Source organism: Campylobacter lanienae NCTC 13004, assembly GCF_002139935.1.
GTDB lineage: Bacteria > Campylobacterota > Campylobacteria > Campylobacterales > Campylobacteraceae > Campylobacter > Campylobacter lanienae.
Genome location: NZ_CP015578.1, coordinates 570238 through 590017 on the forward strand (window position 1 = coordinate 570238; position 19780 = coordinate 590017).

General features: G+C 33.8%; 19 protein-coding genes. 10 read left to right on the forward strand and 9 right to left on the reverse strand.

Features of this window, described 5'->3' with window-relative positions:
• Window positions 1-14: 14 nt before the first annotated feature.
• Entirely contained in the window at window positions 15-650 is a 636-nt protein-coding gene (locus tag CLAN_RS02915; RefSeq protein ID WP_100590543.1) for a uroporphyrinogen-III synthase, read from the forward strand.
• On the opposite strand, the gene CLAN_RS02920 is transcribed toward CLAN_RS02915, so the two are convergent.
• From CLAN_RS02920 to CLAN_RS02940, 5 genes are read right to left on the reverse strand one after another with little or no spacing between them, the layout of a single operon-like run.
• Window positions 642-1418 carry an undecaprenyl-diphosphate phosphatase gene (locus CLAN_RS02920; RefSeq protein WP_100590544.1) on the reverse strand — a complete coding sequence of 259 codons (777 nt, stop codon included), beginning with the start codon at window positions 1416-1418 and terminating at the stop codon, window positions 642-644. The genes CLAN_RS02915 and CLAN_RS02920 overlap by 9 nt on opposite strands.
• Before the next feature lies 1 nt (window position 1419).
• Entirely contained in the window at window positions 1420-2028 is a 609-nt protein-coding gene (thiE, locus tag CLAN_RS02925) for a thiamine phosphate synthase (protein WP_100590545.1), read from the reverse strand.
• Entirely contained in the window at window positions 2025-2750 is a 726-nt protein-coding gene (locus CLAN_RS02930; RefSeq protein WP_100590546.1) for a basic amino acid ABC transporter substrate-binding protein, read from the reverse strand. Before CLAN_RS02930 ends, thiE begins: the two co-directional genes overlap by 4 nt.
• A gap of 11 nt (window positions 2751-2761) precedes the next feature.
• Window positions 2762-3490, reverse strand: coding sequence for an amino acid ABC transporter ATP-binding protein (locus CLAN_RS02935; protein WP_100590547.1), 729 nt, complete (start codon window positions 3488-3490; stop codon window positions 2762-2764).
• The gene (locus CLAN_RS02940; protein ID WP_167368963.1) at window positions 3483-4193 is read right to left on the reverse strand and encodes an amino acid ABC transporter permease; all 711 of its coding nucleotides are present in this window, start codon (window positions 4191-4193) and stop codon (window positions 3483-3485) included. The genes CLAN_RS02935 and CLAN_RS02940 overlap by 8 nt, the downstream gene beginning before the upstream one ends.
• Window positions 4194-4357: 164 nt before the next feature.
• On the opposite strand from CLAN_RS02940, the gene CLAN_RS02945 reads away from it, so the two are divergent.
• Both CLAN_RS02945 and flgG read left to right on the forward strand, forming a co-directional pair.
• Entirely contained in the window at window positions 4358-5173 is an 816-nt protein-coding gene (locus tag CLAN_RS02945; RefSeq protein WP_100590548.1) for a flagellar hook-basal body protein, read from the forward strand.
• A gap of 11 nt (window positions 5174-5184) precedes the next feature.
• Complete coding sequence (gene flgG / locus CLAN_RS02950) at window positions 5185-5973, forward strand: flagellar basal-body rod protein FlgG (protein WP_096016867.1); 789 nt, start codon at window positions 5185-5187, stop codon at window positions 5971-5973.
• Between the two features lie 43 nt (window positions 5974-6016).
• On the opposite strand, the gene CLAN_RS02955 is transcribed toward flgG, so the two are convergent.
• The 3 genes from CLAN_RS02955 to CLAN_RS02965 are packed head-to-tail and all read right to left on the reverse strand — an operon-like array spanning window position 6017 to window position 9803.
• Window positions 6017-7189 (reverse strand): hypothetical protein, encoded by a 1173-nt coding sequence (locus tag CLAN_RS02955; RefSeq protein ID WP_100590549.1) that lies wholly within the window; start codon window positions 7187-7189, stop codon window positions 6017-6019.
• A 16-nt stretch (window positions 7190-7205) separates the two neighbouring features.
• Complete coding sequence (locus CLAN_RS02960) at window positions 7206-8294, reverse strand: hypothetical protein (RefSeq protein ID WP_100590550.1); 1089 nt, start codon at window positions 8292-8294, stop codon at window positions 7206-7208.
• Between the two features lie 9 nt (window positions 8295-8303).
• A complete protein-coding gene (locus tag CLAN_RS02965; protein ID WP_100590551.1) occupies window positions 8304-9803 on the reverse strand; it encodes an MBOAT family O-acyltransferase in 1500 nt (499 codons plus the stop codon).
• A 139-nt stretch (window positions 9804-9942) separates the two neighbouring features.
• Between CLAN_RS02965 and CLAN_RS02970 the strand changes: the two genes are divergently transcribed.
• Complete coding sequence (locus CLAN_RS02970; protein ID WP_100591043.1) at window positions 9943-10914, forward strand: agmatine deiminase family protein; 972 nt, start codon at window positions 9943-9945, stop codon at window positions 10912-10914.
• Window positions 10914-11780 (forward strand): carbon-nitrogen hydrolase, encoded by an 867-nt coding sequence (locus CLAN_RS02975; RefSeq protein WP_100590552.1) that lies wholly within the window; start codon window positions 10914-10916, stop codon window positions 11778-11780. The genes CLAN_RS02970 and CLAN_RS02975 overlap by 1 nt, the downstream gene beginning before the upstream one ends.
• Here the strand turns inward: CLAN_RS02975 and CLAN_RS02980 are convergent.
• Complete coding sequence (locus CLAN_RS02980) at window positions 11770-12366, reverse strand: M48 family metallopeptidase (RefSeq protein WP_172618495.1); 597 nt, start codon at window positions 12364-12366, stop codon at window positions 11770-11772. The genes CLAN_RS02975 and CLAN_RS02980 overlap by 11 nt on opposite strands.
• Before the next feature lie 51 nt (window positions 12367-12417).
• On the opposite strand from CLAN_RS02980, the gene CLAN_RS02985 reads away from it, so the two are divergent.
• From CLAN_RS02985 to abc-f, 5 genes are all read left to right on the forward strand, one after another.
• Entirely contained in the window at window positions 12418-13818 is a 1401-nt protein-coding gene (locus tag CLAN_RS02985; protein WP_147525228.1) for a hypothetical protein, read from the forward strand.
• Between the two features lie 59 nt (window positions 13819-13877).
• Window positions 13878-15794 carry a putative barnase/colicin E5 family endoribonuclease gene (locus CLAN_RS02990; RefSeq protein WP_100590555.1) on the forward strand — a complete coding sequence of 639 codons (1917 nt, stop codon included), beginning with the start codon at window positions 13878-13880 and terminating at the stop codon, window positions 15792-15794.
• A gap of 154 nt (window positions 15795-15948) precedes the next feature.
• Window positions 15949-16512, forward strand: coding sequence for a hypothetical protein (locus CLAN_RS02995; protein WP_096027352.1), 564 nt, complete (start codon window positions 15949-15951; stop codon window positions 16510-16512).
• A gap of 34 nt (window positions 16513-16546) precedes the next feature.
• Window positions 16547-17842 carry an MFS transporter gene (locus CLAN_RS03000; RefSeq protein ID WP_096013679.1) on the forward strand — a complete coding sequence of 432 codons (1296 nt, stop codon included), beginning with the start codon at window positions 16547-16549 and terminating at the stop codon, window positions 17840-17842.
• Between the two features lie 8 nt (window positions 17843-17850).
• Window positions 17851-19779, forward strand: coding sequence for a ribosomal protection-like ABC-F family protein (abc-f, locus tag CLAN_RS03005; protein ID WP_100590556.1), 1929 nt, complete (start codon window positions 17851-17853; stop codon window positions 19777-19779).
• Window position 19780: the final 1 nt, after the last annotated feature.

A 19780-nucleotide genomic window follows, 5' to 3' on the forward strand; every position in this document is an offset into this window, starting at 1 on the left:
TGCTAGATTAAAATATGATATATTTAATCTCTAATACACCTTTTGATGATGAGAGCGTGGAGCAAATTTCGCTTTGCGGTATTAAATTTAATAAATTTAATACCGATTTGAGTGAATTTGACGCTCTTATAGTTACTAGTAAAAATGGTATTAATTCGCTTAAATTTAACTCTATAACCTTAGCTGATATTTTGGTTTTTGCTATTGGCAAGGCTACGGCGCTCTCTTGTAAGGAATTTGGCTTTACTCAAATTTACGAAGCGCAAAATTCGCACGGAAGTGAGTTTGGGGCTGAAATTTTAGAGAAATTATATGGTAAAAGGGTTTTATTTATCAAGGCCAAAGAGACAATTTCAAATTTAGATATATATTTTAATCAAAATGGTATTGATATAAGCGTGATTGATGGTTATGAGAATTTAATCTTAAAAAAAGATATATCTAGCAAGCCAAAATCTAACTCAATTTTGATATTTACAAGCCCGATTAATGTGAGAGCCTTTATCCAAAATTTGGGTTGGGATGATAGCTACAAAGCAGTTGCTATCGGCAAAGCCACAGCCCAAGCGTTAAAGCCATATACAGATCCCATAATCTCTAAATCTCAAACTATTAAAGATTGCGTAGAGTTAGCCAAATCTTTAAAGTGATAGCGACAAAAAGGCTAATCCCAAAATTATGCGATAAATCCCAAAACTAATATAACTAAAATGCGCCACAAAACGCAAAAATAGCTTAATCACTATTAAAGCTACGATAAACGCCACGGCAGCGCCAGTTAAAAATATCCAAATTTGGTCTAAATTTGTAGCGAAAATCTCTCTATTTTTATAGCTATCATATATTGTAGCTGCTAGCATAGTAGGGATAGCGAGCAAAAAGCTAAATCTAGCAGCCACTTCACGACTAAGCCCACAAAGCAAACCGGTGATAATAGTAGAGCCACTTCTAGAGGTCCCTGGTATCATAGCTAGGCATTGACTAAGACCAATTATAAAGGCTTGATTATAGCTGACATTGTGTAGGTGAATTGTGCTAGGAGTGTAGCTAGGGCGTTTATGAAATAGCTCAACAATGATGAAAATAATACCGCCGATTATCAGCATATAGGCTACTGTATTTGGATTAAATAGCTCTTTAATATATTTGTAAGCCAAAAATCCAATAATCGCAGTCGGTATAAATCCGATAATTAGCTTAATCCATAGTAAAATATCACTTGTCAAACGCTCTTTAAAGGCCCACACAACAGCCAAAATACTACCTAATTGAATAACTACTTCAAAACATTTTAAAATTTGAGTCTGCTCAAGACCCAAAAAGTGCGAAGTAAGTATCATATGGCCAGTTGAGCTAACTGGCAAAAACTCAGTAAGCCCCTCTACAATACCTAAGATTATAGCTGAGATTATATCCATTTTACCCCTTTAATGCTCTATTTAATTTGATTAAATTCTCACTAATTGACCCATCTGTGTATAGTGCCGATATGATAGCTATGTAATCAACGCCAATATCCTTTATCTCTTTTAAATTTAAACTATTGATTCCGCCTATTACGGCTATTTTGGTTTTAAATTTTACTCTCGCTTCTTTGATTATATCAAGCTCACAAAGCGTGGCATTTGGCTTAGATAAGCTAGGAAATATCGCCCCAAATGCGATATAATCAGCGCCATTAGTAACGGCATTTTGAGCTAAATTCAGATCATTATAACAGCTCACACCTATAAAAGCCTTATAACCTAAAATATCTCTAGCTCTTTTAAGCGTCTCATCATCTTTGCCTATATGGACGCCATCAGCTTGGACTATTTGGGCTAAGCTTACATCATCGTTTATTATAAACTTAGCGTTGTTGTTTTTACATATTTTGGCTATATCTTTTAGTAGTGATATATCGTGATTTTGGCTTTTGTTTCTATATTGGATTATTTTGACCCCACCAGCTAAAAGCTCGTTTATTTGAGCTTTTAGAGTGTTTAGTGGGGTGAAGTGTTGATCGGTTAGTGCGTAAATTTGATTCATTTTAAATCATATTTGATTAAGAGTTTATCATATGTGCCATTACTTTTTAGCTCATCGATGGCTTTATCAATTTTAGCTTGAAATTCTTTATATTTGCCTTTATCATAAGCAAAGCTAAATCCATTACTACCATCTGGAAGGATTAGAAATTCCGCTAAATCTTTGTTGTTTTTTAGATAGCCATAACCTATTGAGCTATCTACTATTAGGGCATCGGCTTTGGCATTTTTGACAGCCATCACAGCGCCATAGATATCATCAATAGCCATAACCTTAGCTGATTTAATCTCTTTAGCGGCTAGCTCTTGGACTGTGCCTAATTGGACGGCTATCTTTTTGCCTTCTAGTTGCTCGAATTTGATTAGATCGCTATTATCAGCTCTTTTGATAAACAAATTCATAGTATTATAATATGGCTTACTAAAATCCACCGCCTTTTCTCTTACAGGAGTAGCGCTCATAGCTGAAGCTATAATATCGATTTTACCGGCTTTTAAAGCTGGTATTAAGGCATCAAAAGCTAGATTTACTATCTCATATTTAAAGCCAACAATCTTAGATATCTCATCGATCAAATCCATATCAAAGCCACTTATTTTATTTTGTTCATCTATAAATTCAAATGGCGGATAAGAGGCATTTGTGCCGACTTTTATGGTTTGGCTTATGGCCAAAGTTGCTAGTAAAGCAACGCCAAAAATTAGTTTGAAAAATATATTCATTTAAGCTCCTTTTAATGGTTTAAAACCTTATTTATAAATTCATTCAGTCTTGGGTGCGAACTATCTTCAAATATCTCTTTAGGGCTACCATCTACTGCTATAACGCCCTTATCCATAAAGAATATTCTATTTGCGACATTTTTAGCAAATCCCATCTCATGAGTTACTACAACCATAGTTAGATCCTCATTAGCTACTTCTTTCATGATGGATAGAACCTCGCCAATCATCTCTGGATCTAAGGCGCTTGTAGGCTCATCAAATAGTATAATTTCAGGCTTTAATGCTAGACTTCTAGCTATAGCAATTCTTTGTTTTTGGCCGCCACTTAGCTTGTGTGGATAGACATTGGCTTTGGATTCTAAGCCAACTTTTTTTAGTAGCTCCATAGCTATATCTGTAGCTTGTGATATGGTATATAGCTTGGCTTGGACTGGTGCTAGGGTGAGATTTTGTATTACAGTTTTATTGGCAAAGAGATTGAAGTGTTGAAATACCATGCTGACTTTTTGTCTAATTTTGTTTATATCCACTTTTTTATCTAAGATATTTTGATTGTTTATAAATATCTCTCCGCTACTAGGCTCTTCTAATCTATTTAAACAGCGTAAAAATGTGCTTTTGCCACCACCGCTTGGGCCTATTATCGCTACTACTTCGCCTTTGTTTATCTGTGTATTAATATTGTTTAATACAGATAAATCGCCATATTTTTTTGTTAAATTTACTACCTTAATCATCTTTATTTAGCCTATTTTCTAATAATTTTGCTATAACAGAAAATATCTTGACATTAGCATAATACACCACCCCCGCAAACAAAATCGGCTCCGGGGTAAATAGCGTGGCTTGTAGGCTTTTGCTTTGCATTGTTAGGTCAAAAATCCCTATTAATCCAACTACGGAAGTCTCTTTAAATAGGCTTATAAACTCATTAGCAAGAGCTGGAAGAATATTCTTAATAGCTTGTGGAAATATGATTAATCTCATAGACGCACTATAGCTAAGCCCCATCGCTCTAGCTGCCTCCATTTGGCCACGATCTACGCTATTTATACCACTGCGGACTATCTCTGCTACATATGCTGAGCTATTTAGCCCAAGTGCGATAATGGCAGCATAAAAGTTATCACTAAGTGTGGCTAATATCACAAAGGCAAATATCATAAGCTGAAGCAACACAGGAGTTCCACGGATAATATCTATATATTCATCTATTATAAATGATAGAATTTTGATATCCAAAAACTTTAAAAACGCCAAAACAAATCCAAGTATCACGCCTATACTAATCCCACCAAAAGTAAGCATAATAGTGGTGAAATAGGCATTTTGATAGGCTAATTTCTGCGCTTGAGTAAGATCGGCTGGAAAGGTGAGATATAAGCCAATTATGATTATAGAAATTACAAATATAAATTTAAAAAATCTCTCATTAAATATCTTAGTCAAATTTATAAGCCTTAAATTTGGATTTAAAATAGATTTTTGATTATACATTAAAATTGATTTTTTGTAGCTTAATTGTATTAAATTTGGTAATTTGATAAAAATTTAATATGGAACGCAACTTGCTTAGTAGCTAGAAATTTCACTTAGGAGAGATTATGCAAAACGGATATTATCAAGCCACGGGTGCGATGGTAACGCAGTTTAATCGCTTAGATATCATTACTAATAATCTTGCTAATGTAAATACTAGTGGATATAAAAAAGATGATGTGGTAATAGCTGATTTTGAGAGAATTTTCAAAGAGACTAAGGATATATTGCCATTAGAAAACCACACGAAAGATTCTGCTAAATTTCTAAATCGTGCTATAAATAGAGTGCCGCATATCAATGAAGTTTATACAGATTTTGGCGCTGGTGGACTAAAGCATACTAATAATCCGCTTGATATCGCAATTGGCAAAAATGATCTATTTTTGTTAGTAGATACTCCAGCCGGCGTAAGACTAACCAAAAATGGCTCACTAAATTTAGATAGTGAAGGGTATTTAGTAACTAAAGATGGTTATAGAGTTTTACCTACAAATTATGAAGCCCAACCACCGCTAACAAGGGGAATTGTAATCCCACAAAATGCCCCTATGACAATCGATAGTAATGGCAATATATACTCCGATCAAGCCCCAGTTGGAAGATTGTATGTAGCTCAGCCAAGAGAGCTTAGAAATTTACAAAAAGAGGGTGATAATCTATATAAAATAGATAGTATGGAAGAAGTAGTAGATAACGCTACAAGCGGCTCAATAGCACAAGGCTACGCACAAATCTCAAATGTCAATCCAGTAAAAGAGATGGTAAGCCTAATAGAGACCCAAAGAATGGTTGATATGTATCAAAGAGTGATGACAACTCACATGAGTGATTTAAATCAAGAAGCGATAAACAAACTAGCCTCAATGAGAGCTAACTAAAGGATAAAATAATGATAAGATCTCTATACACAGCAGCTACAGGTATGATAGCTCAACAAACTCAAATAGACACAACTTCGCATAATATCTCAAATGTCAATACCATAGGCTTTAAGAAAAATAGAGCTGAATTTGCTGATTTAATGTATCAAACTATGCAATACGCAGGCACACCGACAAGCACTACTACAATGAGCCCAACAGGTATGGAAGTAGGTCTTGGAGTGCGTCCGACTGCTATTACAAAGATGTTTGGGCAAGGATATTTCAAAGAGACAGGAAATGCACTTGATATGACAATTGCCGGTAATGGATTTTTCCAAATCCAACTCCCAGATGGTACTACAGCATATACAAGAAATGGCTCATTTAAGCTAGATGGCGATGGAAATATAGTAAATAGCGATGGTTATAGACTACTTCCTGAGATGACTATTCCAGCTGATGCTACTGAAATTTCAATAGGCATTGATGGAACTATCTCTGTCCTTCAACCAGGTAATCAAGAGATGACACAGATCGGTCAAATAGAGTTAGCTAACTTTATAAACCCAGCCGGCCTTCACGCTATGGGGGATAATCTATTTTTAGAAACCGCAGCGAGCGGAGCACCAAATATCGGTAATGGCGGTGCTGATGGCTTCGGTCAGATCAAACAACACTTTGTAGAGATGAGTAATGTCCAATTAGTAGAAGAGATGACTGATCTTATCACAGGCCAAAGAGCTTATGAAGCCAACTCAAAAGCTATCACAACAAGTGATGAAATGCTCCAAACCGTAAATCAGCTAAAACGATAATTTAAATAACTAAATTTGATATAGCCCTATTTATGGGCTATATTTACTGCTTTATCTGCTCTATCTCTACATTTTCTAAAGCTTTGATAAATGGCTTTATATCATAGGATTTGATCTTTTGCTCCAGTGTTGCTAGATATTTATCTATATTTTGTGGAGTTAGGATATTTGTTTGATTTTTTATAGCGTCGAGCTGGATTGAATTCAAATCTTTGTTATAATGTGGCAAGTCTCTATAATTAGCAATATCATCAGCATAATCTAATTCATCAAATCCATATACTTTGACATTTTTATAACTACTACTTTGAGTGATAAAGTATCTTAAAGATTTCTCCCAAGTATAAAAAAACTTGGAATTATCATTATATATTGTTTCTATATTTTGCATACGATAAAATAATCTTGAATATGTTGGGATGATGATCGAAAATTTAGTATTTGGATAATCTCTAAAAAATCTAATTAGATATTTGTGTAGGTAATCTTGTTGAGCTAAGATATCTATATTTCCTATTATATCTTGATTATCTATATTTTTTATATTGCCATTTTTGATATCTATTAGTGTTTGCTTGATCGTACCATTATCTTTATTTTTTATCCAGTTATCAAATCCACCAAATAGTTCTTTATATTCTTTATACCAGTTAGTGATTTGATAGATATCATCTATTGTGCCTACACATCCTTTATCATCTGAAAATTTAAGAGCACAAATCATAAATTTAGAATTTCTATATAATTTTATATCATTATATGGATTATTATCGTATAAAAAATCCCAATCCAAAGTGCTATTGCTTAGTCTATTTACCATATTTACCATATAATATCCATCAAGAGAGTATATAATATGTTTTGGATTTTGATTTTGAAAGATATAATCTAAAACCATAGCTCTTTGGTTAAAAGTGCTACCGCTAAGCGATATATTTATCCATTTGCCATCGCTATTAAGTTTGTTGGTGGCCTCTTTGGCGTCTGTGTTTTCTAGCATTGAGGTGCCTATTATATATGAGTCAAATTTATAATGTTTTATAATCCCCAAAGCTTGTTTTCTCATATCTGTAAAGAATGTAGCCTCTCTAAAATATGGCTTATGAAATATCTGAAATGGGTCATAAATATATATTAACCCAAGAATTATAACTACAAAAGGCAGTGGATATAATAAAGAAATAAATATAAATTTTTTCGCATTCTTATCTGACATGTTAAAACCTCGTTTATTATAAATTTTTTATCATATCAACAAATGGCTCTATACCATAGGATTTAATCTTTTGCTCTACTTTATCAAAGTATGATTGTGCGTTATCAAGGGTTAAAATATGCTTTTTGTCTTTAATAGCATTAAGCTCTATGCTATTCATATCTTGGGCGTAATGAATTGTATCTCCAGCGTAATTAGCGATCTCATCAGGATAATCCAAATCATCAAAAGCGTAAATTGTAGCATTATCTAAATCCTTAATCTGTTCAAGTAGATACAATACCACCTTTTTACGCTCGATAAAAGCTTCTGGATTAACTTTAAAATGAAATCTAGAATATGGTGGGAGTATTAGATAAAAATTAGTTTGTGGATTATCTTTGATAAAAGGTATTGTGTATTTGGTGATAAACTGCTCTTGCTTTGTTGTATCAAATAATTTTTCATCAAATATTATTGGCTTTAGATTGAAAAGATCAAATTTTTTTAGCTCATCTGGATTGTATTTTATCCAATTAGCAAATCCGCCCAATCTTTGTTGTTGTTTTTCTTCTCTATACCATTGTAAAAGAGTTTCAATATCAGGCTTACCAATGCATTTATTTTCATCTTTACTAAGTGTTAAAATACAGATTAGAAATCTATCATTTAAGTATGCTTCTAAATCATTTAATTTGGAGTCATCATAAAGGAGTTTGAAATCTATCTTCCCTCGCATCTCATCGCTAAATGCGTCTAAAGAGTAGATTATATTTTTAGGTTTTTTATGCTTAAATAAAAAATTTAATATAATCGCTCTTTCTGCTATGCTGCTTGCTGCTGGAGATATATTGACAAAATTTCCACCAATTTTTTGATTTGCTTCTTTTGCGGAGGTATTTTGTAGCATAGAGGTACCAAGAATATATGAATCATAATCATAATGCTCTATAATTCCCTTAGCTCCGATACGCATCTCTCCAAAAAATCGTGGCTTATCAAAAAAGCTCTTATGAAATATTTGAAGTGGATCATAGATATATATTAAGCTCAATAAAATAGTACCAAGAGCTATAGGGGTAATGATAGTGGCTATTATAAATTTTTTCGCATTCTTATCTGACATGTTAAAACCTTAAAAATTAAAATATATAAACTCTACATATGGAGTTATGCTAAGTGTGATGAGTGCTATATATAGTAACAATCCAGCGAAAATTGCGTTTTTTAAATTTGGCTTAAATGAATTTAGCATCTCAATGCTATTTTTGCGCATTAGAGTTATGATTAGTGCGATGATAAGATATATTATAGTATCGTTTCTACCGCCAATTTGCTCTAAAATAAAAGGAAATCTAAGCTTTTGTGGTAGTTCTATCCAGACAACCCCAAACATTCCTTTAAGTAAATTCAAAGCCCCATCTAAGTTTTGACTTCTGAAAAATATCCAGGTGATATTTAAAAAATTAAATGTTATAAACCAGCAAAAAATTTTATAGATTTTTGAATTTGCGTATCTTAATGAGATATCAAAATATAGATAAATTCTATGAATCACCATAGCAACGCCATGAAGCGCACCCCAAATCACAAATCCCCATCCGGCACCATGCCAAACACCGCTTAAAAATGCTACGATAAATAGGTTTCTTAGGGTTAAAATCTTGCCAAATCTATTGCCACCAAGTGGAATATATAGATAATCTTTTAAGAATCTACCTAAGGTTATGTGCCATCTACGCCAAAATTCGGTTATGCTTAATGATTTATATGGTGAGTTGAAATTTATAGGCAAGATGATACCAAACATCAGCCCAAGCCCGATAGCCATATCACAATACCCACTAAAATCAAAATAGAGTTGAAAAGTATATGAAAGCGATGTTACCCATGACTCTATGATATTCATTACCCCGCCATTTTCTACATAGCTAAATCCAGCATTAGCCCACTTCGCAAAGCTATCTGCGATAAATACCTTTTTAAATAGTCCAATACTAAAGATAAATAACCCTTTGGCTATGGATTGATATTGAGTAGGGATAGTCTCATTAGTTTTAAATTGTGGCATCATCTCTTTGTGATGGACTATTGGTCCGGCGATTAATTGCGGAAAGAAGCTGATAAACAAGCAATAATCTATAAAATCTATCTTTTTACCATGCTCCCTTAGGTCATTGATATCTACATTTTTATAGCAATCAGTTAAAAATGCGATCTGCTGAAAAGTGAAAAATGATATAGCCAAAGGCAAAACTATATGTGGCAAGGGGATATTGAAATTTAAATTTAAAATTTGATTAAAGAGATTGAAATTTTCTAAGAAAAAATCTGTATATTTAAAAAACCCAAGTAAGCTAAGATTAAGGATAATTCCAATGATTAAAAGGCTCTTACCCCCCCCCAATTTGGCTAATTTAATAGATAAAATTCTACTAGCGATAAGGTAATTTATCAAAATCGACCCAACCAAAATAGGCAGATACAAAACATTCCAAAAAGCATAGAAAAATAGACTTCCAAGGACTAAAAATATATTAGAAGCCCTATGATAATTAAGGTATTTTAATAGATAAAATCCAACTATCATAACAGGCAAAAAGCCAAATATAAAAGCATAAGAGCTAAAAACCATAAATCTCCTTTTGTAAAAATAGCCCAAAATAATAGCAAAAAATTGCTAAATTTAATTTATAGTTTATTGGATTTTAAAATTTTTTTTGTTATTCTTTTGGGATTTAATTAAAGGTATTTTGATGTCAAATTTAGGTAAGATTAGAGCCTTTGGAGAGTGGGAAGACCAAGAGCTTTTAATGCTTAGCATTCCGCATATTAATAGCGATTGGGCTGAGTATTTAGATGAAATTTTAGATAGCTATGAAGAGTTAGTAAGGGTGGTTAGTAATTACCAAAAAGTGCTATTGATCGCCCCAAATTCAAGTGATTTTGATAGGTTTAAGAAGTATAAAAATTGCGAATTTTTACAAATCGATACCGATGATACTTGGATTAGAGATTATGGTGCGATAGATGTGAATTTAGGTGATGAGATTATCAGCTATGATTTTAAATTCAACGCTTGGGGCGGGAAGTTTAAAAGTAGCAAAGATAATGCGCTAAATAAGAAGTTATTTGAGTATTTTGGTGGTATCTTAGAAGATGTGGATTTGATCTTAGAAGGTGGTAGCGTCGAGTTTAATGGCGATGGAGTGATGCTGACTACTAGTGAGTGTTTGTTAAATGATAATAGAAATAATCTAAGCAAATTTGAGCTAGAAAATAGATTAAAAAATCTCTTTGGGTTAAAAAAGATAATTTGGCTAGAACACGGATTTATAAAAGGTGATGATACCGATAGTCATATAGATACTCTAGCTAGATTTATATCCCCAAATACCATAGCTTACGCAGCTTGTGATGATGAGAGTGATGAGCATTTTGTGGAGTTAAATTTGATGAAAAAAGAGCTAGAATCTAGTGGATTTGAGCTTATAGCACTCAATTTACCTAAGCCAGTTTATTATAATGATAGACGCCTTGGAGCTACATATTGTAACTTTATCTTTATAAATGGTGCTTTGATAGTTCCTACATATGGAGATAAAATCGCCGATGAAAGGGCTATAAACTCTCTTAAAAAGGCCCTACCAAATAGAGATATAATAGGCGTAGATAGTAGAGTCTTTATCAGACAAAATGGTAGCCTACACTGCTCAAGCCAAAATAGATTTAAAAGGATAAAATAGTGAAAGTAGCATTAATCGCACATAGATATTATGGGGACAAAGATAGCACAATTAGCCATACTACACAGATGATTCAAAAAGCTGCTAAAGATGGAGCGCAGCTAGTCGTGCTTCAAGAGCTTCATCAAGGGGCGTATTTTTGTCAAGATGAGAGCGTGGGTAAATTTGATCTAGCAAATGATTATGAAAAAGATAAAATTTACTGGTCTAATGTAGCTAAGGATAATAAAATAGTGCTAGTAACTTCGCTATTTGAGAAGAGAGCTGAGGGCTTATATCATAATACTTCAGTTGTCTTTGATAGCGATGGAAAAGAAGCAGGCAAATATAGAAAGATGCATATCCCTGATGATCCAAATTTTTATGAGAAATTCTATTTTACACCAGGTGATTTAGGTTTTAGGCCTATTGATACGAGTTTAGGTAGGCTTGGGGTTTTAGTTTGCTGGGATCAGTGGTATCCAGAAGCGGCTAGATTAATGGCTTTAAGCGGGGCTAAAATTTTGATATATCCAACGGCAATTGGATGGTTTGATGGAGACGATGAAGCGACTAAATCAGCTCAATTAGAAGCTTGGGTAGCAGTCCAAAGAGGGCATGCTGTAGCCAATAATCTACCTGTTATCGCTGTTAATCGTGTAGGATTTGAGAGCGATGAGTGCGGTGGTGGGATTAGATTTTGGGGGAATAGCTTTGTTTTTGATGCTCAAGGCGTGGAGCTATTTAGGTCAAATTCCACAGATGAAATCGTCCAAATAGTAGATATAGATATGAAAAAATGCGAAGAAGTTAGGCGATGGTGGCCGTTTTTAAGAGATAGAAGAGTTGAGTCTTACGGCGATATCACAAAAAGATTTATAGATTGAGCCTATCTTTAAAATCAGGCATTAAACTTAGAATAAAATCATAAAATTGCTTTTGGTGGTGCGGATAGATGAGGTGAGCTAACTCATGAAGCACCACATATTCTATAAATCTCTTATCTCTTTGGATTAGCTGGGTGCTGAAATTTAAATACCCTTTTTTACTATTACAACTTCCCCATCTAGTGGTCATATTTTTGATTCTAATAGCATTTATAGATTTGCCAATTTTAGGGCTATAAATAGCGATATATTGGTTGATTAGCTCTTTTAATGTCTCATTTGCGTAATTATTTAAGGTTTGTAAATTTGGAGTAAATATATATTCACCGCTAAATTTAAACTCATTAGATATTTTGATTTTATAGCTTTTGCCTAGAAATTTTACCAAATTTGGATCGCTTTTTGGGATTTTAAGCAGGGTTTTTTCTATCCACTCAATATGCGATTTGATGAAACTATCTATTTGAAATTTAGTAGCGTTTAGTGGGGTTATTAGCTTGATATCGCCAGTTAAAGTAATCTTTAATCGTAGGTATTTAACACGCTTTTTTACACACTCTATCTTAAATTTACCATACTCTAACAATACATTTTCCTTCAAATAAATAGTGAAATATTACCTAAATTTATGCTATTTTTGGCTGAATTTATATTGCTAAACAGAGCCATACTAAATGCTAATGGCGACTTTAAACTAGCTATTAAAAATATAGATAATATCCCAGGTGGAAATTTACCAACACCAACAAGAAATCTATTAAATGAGTTTAAAAACGCAGTTAAAGAGATAGAAAAACAAGTAGTTAAAGCAGACAATCAACCAAATTTAGCAAATCAAGCAAATAGCGGTAATATAGATAGCCTAACCAAACAAATCTCTTATTTACAAAACGCTATAAAAAATAGCACAAAGGACGCCCCAACACCATCACCAATTAAACAAGAAGCAGATAGCCTAAGCGAAGCTACACAAAATTTAACCCAAAATAGCATAAAAGGCAATGGATTTGTAACTTATCCTAATAGTGCTAGACAAGAAACCGCAATAAATCAAAATTTAAATATTCAAGAGTGGGTTAAGAATATGAGTGGCGTTATAAGTGATGAGTGGAGAGCTAATTTAACCAAACTAGCCAAAAAACACCCAGAAATGTTTAGAAGTGAAGCGGATGTATTTAGGGTTATAAAAGAGATAAAGGATAATCCAACACATTTTTTTAAGAATTATGATGATGATGTAGCTTTAATAGGCAAACAAATAAATGATAATAAATTCGCAAATATAGGTATAGTTAAGAACGATGGCGAAATCATACACGCAAACAAAAACAAAATTAAAGATTTAGATAGGCTACAACGCAGAAATAAAGAAATGCTGACTGGGACGCCACTTCCAGCAACCACTCGAGCAAATAACTCTATGGGAGGCGATTTATTACAGCATTTCAATGATAAAACTATACCAAACCAAAGCATAAAAGAAGCTGAAACAACAGCTAAAGAAGCAACACAAACAGAGCCAAATACAAATAGTAGATTAGAAAAAATCAAGAAATTTGTAGAAGGCAAGACAAATAAAGCCTTAGATAGTGAGATAAAAACTTATAATGAGCTCTATAGATATGTTTTAGATGATTTTGCTAAGGCTCATCCTGATGAATTAAATTTGCCTAAATATGCTAGTGAAATGGCAAACTATATCACAAAAGAGTTTTTAGTAAAACACGATAAAGAGATAAAAGAGATAATTACCCAAAAGACAAGTGGAGAAAATAGACAAATAGTATTAAATGCCTTTGAAAATCTAAAAGAGAATTTCGATGAGTTAAGAAGTGTGGGCATAGGCGATTTAAGAAAGCCAACAGCAAAAGGTATAAAGGATAAAATAGCAGAAATTGAGATAAAATCAATGAGCGATAAAGAGCTAGTAACGCAATTTCAAAAGTTAAAAGATAGCAAGGCTAGGGTCAATGAAAATCTCTATAAATATTTAGAAAATGAGATAAAAAAAGAGAGAAAAAGCTATATCCATTTATAAATAGTGATAAAAAAGACTACTCTTATGACTTAGAAAAACAGCTTAAAAATCGTGGATTAATGGGGCTAAAAGATAGTGATTTAGAAAATATCGCTAAAGAGAGAAATAGTGTATTATACTTGCCAAGCTATATAAGAGAAAATATCGAACAAGAGCTAAATATAAAGCCTATTAAAGAATTTGGCACTAATTACGCAGAGTTTTATCACGCAAAAGATTTAGCTATCAAAAAGCTCTTAACCGAAAGAGAAGGGCAAGTGGCTGGGGCGTTTGAGAGAGAGGAGCTAGGTGATATTGATTTAGTGTGGGGTGAGTTTAAGGTCGTAAAAGGCGAGATAAAAGGCTATGGGCTTAGCAAGATAGTAGAGAAGCACTTAAAAGATTTTAGCTCATTTGATGGCGACACAGCACAACAAAAAATGGCAAATGGTATAGCCGAGATAATAGAAAAAGGCGAGATAAAAATAGACAACAATAGTAGAACAACAATCGTTTATAATAAAAATGATAAAGTTTATAAAATAGGATTAAAGCAAAATTGGCAAGGTAATCCGACAGAAAATAAATGGATAGTTACTGCTTATGATGATATTAGAGAAGCCAATAAGATTATCAACTCTAAAGGCTTTACAAAAGGCGAGACTCTGCCTTTAAACTCTAAGCCAAATTCTACCCCAAAAGAGATAAAAAGTCAAGAGCCAATCATACAACCAATGATGAATGGCTTTAGCACTATGGCGATGGAAAAAGCCATATTACACCTAGGTAGTGGCGGTATAGGCGGAGCGATGAACGCTAATGCCGAGCAAGACCCAAATAAAAAGGCCGAAGCGTTTGTCAAGGGATTTTTATTAGGAGCTGGTGGCTCAGTAGGGGCTATGAAAATGCTAGAAAATTCAGCTAAATTAGCCCCACAATTAGCGCGAACTAGCCAAAGATTAGCTAAGGATTTGCCTATGATTTTAAATGATAGGCCTGATATCATAGGCAAAGCCATAGGCAGAACACCAAAGGAGAATTATAACTATATTTTTGGCGGAGAGAACGCAATAGGAGCCAATAAAGCCAAGCTAAAAACCGCTAGGGAAATGGCAAAAAATGGAGCAGATGAGAGCGAAATCTGGGCTAAAACTGGCTGGTATAAAGATATAGATAAAAAATGGAAATTTGAGATAAATCCAAAAGGTGGAGAGCTAGATATATCAGCTCTAAAAAAGGCTACACCAAATAAACTAGGTGATATATTAAAAGATGATGAGCTGTTTAAGACTTATCCACAAGTTAAAGATTTATCAATTTTACCAACTCAAACAAAAGATGGAGCAAACGCCATATATCACGAAGCATTTGGGTCAAGGCAAAAAGCTATATTTTTTGATTATGACTATTTACAAAATGCTACCAATGATGAGTTAAAAAGCACACTATACCACGAAATCCAACACGCAATCCAAAGTATAGAAAGCTTTGCCTCTGGTGGAAACACACAAAAGCTAAGCTATGAAGAGTATAAAAATCTAGCTGGTGAGAGTGAAGCTAGAAATGTTGAGAAAAGGCTAAATAGAACATATAACAAAGATGACGCTATAGATGGAGAGTTTAATAGACTTCTTATAAATGATATAGATAATCCTAAATGGCAAGAACTCAAACAAAAAAGAAGGGAGCTTATCTTAGCTGGAAAACAAGATGAAGCGGATAAAATCAAAAAACAGCTAGACCAAAGGCAAGAATTTTTAAAAAGCCAGGCGGTTAAAAATGTAAAAGAATTTAGTAGTTATAGTCCGCATCCATTTAAGACTTTAGATATCAATCCAAATGATAGAGTAGTAAAATATGATAGCGGTATGAGTGCTAGTGCTAATCCAAGGCAAAAAGCAGGGCAATATGCCAAATGGCTATCACAAGCTGATAAGATGCCACCACAAGCACCAGATGAGCTATATAAGGCTTATGATAAGGCTAAAAGAACATAAATTTAATCCGCTTTAGTGCGGGGTCACATTCCAAATTTTCGCCGCAAAATAACCATTTAAGGTTGTTTTGCTATTGCGAAAATTTTGTTTGCTACTTTAGGCGTGGCTCCGCTACGCCGTTAAAAGTAGGTAAAAATAAAAATAAGGAGCAAAAATGGCAAATTTAGATTTAGATACAAGTAAGTTAGTGGGTGATTATAAGCAGATAGAAGCGACTATTATTAGTGAGAATTCCATATTTGATAAGACGATTAAGTATCTAGAGAGTAGCTTTAATGATAAGAGCTTAGCCCCAAAAGATAAGATAACTATCCAATCCAACTTAATGAGTTCAATGGCGGTGAATTTAACCGCTAAAGCACTTGAAATAGCTCTGAGCTTACAGCAGACTAAAAATCAACTTGAGTTAGCTAATGGGGAGCTAGAATTAAAGAAAGAACAAACTAAAAACCAAATAGAGCTATCCAAACAAGAATTAGCTTTAAAACAGCAACAGACAAATAGCCAAATAGAATTAGCTAAGGCTGAAATTGAGTTTAACAAAGCAAGAACGGCTCTTGTAACAGCTCAAACAGCCACCGAAACACAAAAGAAAAATGCCGTTATAAGAGAGATAGCAAGTTATGACGACCAACAAAGGATTAAAGAAGCAGAGATTATCACAAATGCGGTATTTGGATTTAATATTAAACTCAATTTTAGCAATGCTTTTGTATAATGCTAGATTTAATTTTTTGCTTTTAAGGAAGAAGATGGCTAGATCATTTAGCAGGTCTGATATTAGGATTTTAGGGCTTTCATCGCTTGGTGGAATGCTGGAGTTTTATGATTTTATAATTTTTGTATTTTTTGCTTCTTATATATCTACACTATTTTTTCCTGCTGATTTAGATCCTTTTTGGGCTATTTTTAACACTTATGGCACCTTTGCTGCTGGGTATTTGGCTAGGCCGATTGGTGGTGTGATTATGGCACATTTTGGGGATAAAAATGGGCGAAAAAATATGTTTATGCTATCGATTTTGCTTATGGTAATTCCTACATTTTTGCTTGGTATAATGCCTACATTTGAGAGCATTGGGTATTTAGCACCTATAATTTTGATTATTATTAGAATTCTACAAGGCATCGCAATTGGCGGTGAGCTACCGGGGGCTTGGGTATTTGTAAGCGAACACGCACCCAAAAGTAAGCTATATACTAGCATAAGCATTCTAACAGCAGCAGTTGTAGGTGGAATTTTGTTAGGTAGCTTTGTTACAATGATAGTAAAAGATATGTGGAGTGATACTGAAATTCAAGACGGTATGTGGAGATTGCCGTTTATTTTGGGTGGGTTTTTCGGGCTTATATCTATATATCTTAGGCGATATTTGAGCGAAACGCCAGTATTTAAAGAGATACAAGCTAGGAGCGAGATAGATCATCTGCCTATTAAATCTATATTTAAATTTCATAAAATAGATAGTATCGTCTCTATGTTTATAACTTGGGTTTTGACTGGATGTATCGTTGTGCTTATACTTTTGATGCCAAATTTTATGCCTCAGGCATTTAGTGCTAATGGATTAGAGCTAGGGAGATTAACTACGATATATATGCAGATGGCCGCTATAGTGCTTTTATGTTTTGGCTGTTTTATCTATGGTAAATTTAGTGATAAATTTGGAATTGCTAAAAGCACTTTAGTATTAGCTTTGTTATTTTCAATTTGCGTCTATGCCTATTTTGATGCGCTTTATAGTGGGGCGAGCTTTGAGATAGTATTGATTTTATACTTGCTAAGTGGGTTGCTAGCCTGTGTTGGGCCGTGTGGGGCGCCATTTTTGATGATTGCTTTGTTTCCTAATAAAATTAGATTTAGCGGGATATCATTTGCTTATAATATCGCTTATGCCATAGCTGGTGGTGTGACTACGCCATTTGCTACTGCGATGGTGTTTAAATTTGATCCTATGTATCTGGCTTATTATATGATTTTGCTTGGTTTTGTAGCTGCAATTTGTAGCCTTTGGTTTATGTTTAGACGCAAAGATATTAACTTATAGGAGTTGATATGGCGCTCATTGATCTCATAGAAGTTAGTAAAAAATTTGGCGATAAAATAATCTTAAAAGAGGCGAATTTCAGTGTAAATGAAAAAGAGAGAATCGCCATAATAGGTAAAAATGGTGGCGGCAAAAGTACTTTGATGAAGATTTTGCGTGGCGAGTGTGAGATCGATAGTGGTAGGGTGATTAGACAAAATTCCATAAGTATAGAGATGCTAGTTCAAGCACCTAAATTTGATGATAATCTAAGTGTAAAAGATGCTTTGAATTTGGAATTAAAAGATATATTTGATGCTAGAGATGAGTATGAGAAAGTCCTAGCTCAAATGAGCAATGAGCATGAAAATCCTGAATTACTCCATCGCCAAGATGAGCTTGTTAAATTTATTGAGTCCAAAGATGGTTGGAATATAGAGAATAAGATTGAGAGAATTTTAGATAGTTTTGGGCTTAGAGAGTATGAGAATAGGCTTGTTAATAGCTTAAGTGGCGGGGAAATTCGCAGGGTTGCCTTGGGTGCTTTGATCCTTAAAAAGCCAGATGTTTTATTGCTTGATGAGCCTACAAACCATCTTGATGTTTATATGGTTAGATTTCTTGAAGAGTTGCTTTTAGCTTCTAATCAAACTATTGTATTTATTAGCCACGATAGGTATTTTATCGATAGATTAGCCACTCGTTCAGTTGAGATAGAAGATGGGTTATTAAGAAGTTTTGAGGGTGGATATGCTAATTATCTAACTAAAAAAGAGGAAATTTTAAAAAGTTTAGCCAAATCACATGAGACGCTAATAAAAAATTTAAAAAGCGAAGAGGAGTGGCTAAGGCGTGGTGTAAAAGCTAGATTAAAGCGAAATGAAGGGCGAAAACAAAGAATCCTAGCTATGCGCGAAGAGGCGAAAAAAAACCCAGGCTTAATACGCAAAGTCAAGCTAGAATTAGAAAGAGCTAGTAAGAGCTTTAATGGTAGCGGACTAAACCAAAATCGCAAAAAGATGCTATTTGAGTGTAAAAATTTATCTAAAACTATAGATAATAAGGTACTTTTTAGCGATTTTAATGCTAGAGTTTTACAAGGTGAGCGTATAGGGATTGTAGGCAGAAATGGCAGCGGTAAATCCACAATGCTAAAGATATTGCTAGGAGAGCTAAGCCCAGATAGTGGTGTAATCAATCGTGGCGATATCAAAATTGGCTATTTCGATCAAAATAGAAAAAATATTAGTGATGATAAATCCTTGATTGAGCTATTTTGCCCTAATGGCGGCGATCATATAATGGTAAGGGGTCGCAACTATCATGTCTATGGATATTTAAAGAATTTTTTATTTCCAAAAGAGTTTTTAGACAAGCCAGTTGGGGTATTAAGCGGTGGAGAGAAGAATCGTTTGGCTTTAGCTTTGTTATTTACTAAAGAGTATGATTGCTTGATTTTAGATGAGCCTACAAATGACCTTGATATCGCTACTATCAATATTTTAGAGGAGTATCTGCTTAGCTTTGAGGGTGCGATATTGATAGTGAGCCATGATAGGTATTTTATAGATAAGATCACAAATAAGCTTTGGGCGTATGAAAATGGCAAAATTGAGCAAATTTATATGGAATATAGTGAGTATTTGGATATAGAAGATGAATTAAATCAGCTTAGTGATATAGAAAAAGAGCTAGGTCAAAATATAGAAGCAAAAGAGAAACCAAAAGCATCAAAAACCAAACTAACTTATAAACAAAATCAAATTTTACAAAATCACCCAGCTTTAATAGAAGCTCTAGAGAGCAGAATTAGCGAGCTTAATCACGCTCTTTCGACTCCAGAAATTTACCAAAAAATCGGTCTTCAAACTCTATTTGAAGAGCTTGAAGAGAAAAAGGGTGAGTTGAATTTACTAGAAAATGAGTATTTTGAGGTGCTTGAGCTTTCTCAAAATTAGG

What these genes read in the sequence shown, in the direction of transcription:
- CLAN_RS02915 (WP_100590543.1), top strand. Translation starts at nt 15, where the DNA reads ATGATATATTTAATCTCTAATACACCTTTTGATGATGAGAGCGTGGAG.
- CLAN_RS02920 (WP_100590544.1), bottom strand. Translation starts at nt 1,418, where the DNA reads ATGGATATAATCTCAGCTATAATCTTAGGTATTGTAGAGGGGCTTACT.
- thiE (WP_100590545.1), bottom strand. Translation starts at nt 2,028, where the DNA reads ATGAATCAAATTTACGCACTAACCGATCAACACTTCACCCCACTAAAC.
- CLAN_RS02930 (WP_100590546.1), bottom strand. Translation starts at nt 2,750, where the DNA reads ATGAATATATTTTTCAAACTAATTTTTGGCGTTGCTTTACTAGCAACT.
- CLAN_RS02935 (WP_100590547.1), bottom strand. Translation starts at nt 3,490, where the DNA reads ATGATTAAGGTAGTAAATTTAACAAAAAAATATGGCGATTTATCTGTA.
- CLAN_RS02945 (WP_100590548.1), top strand. Translation starts at nt 4,358, where the DNA reads ATGCAAAACGGATATTATCAAGCCACGGGTGCGATGGTAACGCAGTTT.
- flgG (WP_096016867.1), top strand. Translation starts at nt 5,185, where the DNA reads ATGATAAGATCTCTATACACAGCAGCTACAGGTATGATAGCTCAACAA.
- CLAN_RS02955 (WP_100590549.1), bottom strand. Translation starts at nt 7,189, where the DNA reads ATGTCAGATAAGAATGCGAAAAAATTTATATTTATTTCTTTATTATAT.
- CLAN_RS02960 (WP_100590550.1), bottom strand. Translation starts at nt 8,294, where the DNA reads ATGTCAGATAAGAATGCGAAAAAATTTATAATAGCCACTATCATTACC.
- CLAN_RS02965 (WP_100590551.1), bottom strand. Translation starts at nt 9,803, where the DNA reads ATGGTTTTTAGCTCTTATGCTTTTATATTTGGCTTTTTGCCTGTTATG.
- CLAN_RS02990 (WP_100590555.1), top strand. Translation starts at nt 13,878, where the DNA reads ATGGGGCTAAAAGATAGTGATTTAGAAAATATCGCTAAAGAGAGAAAT.
- CLAN_RS02995 (WP_096027352.1), top strand. Translation starts at nt 15,949, where the DNA reads ATGGCAAATTTAGATTTAGATACAAGTAAGTTAGTGGGTGATTATAAG.
- CLAN_RS03000 (WP_096013679.1), top strand. Translation starts at nt 16,547, where the DNA reads ATGGCTAGATCATTTAGCAGGTCTGATATTAGGATTTTAGGGCTTTCA.
- abc-f (WP_100590556.1), top strand. Translation starts at nt 17,851, where the DNA reads ATGGCGCTCATTGATCTCATAGAAGTTAGTAAAAAATTTGGCGATAAA.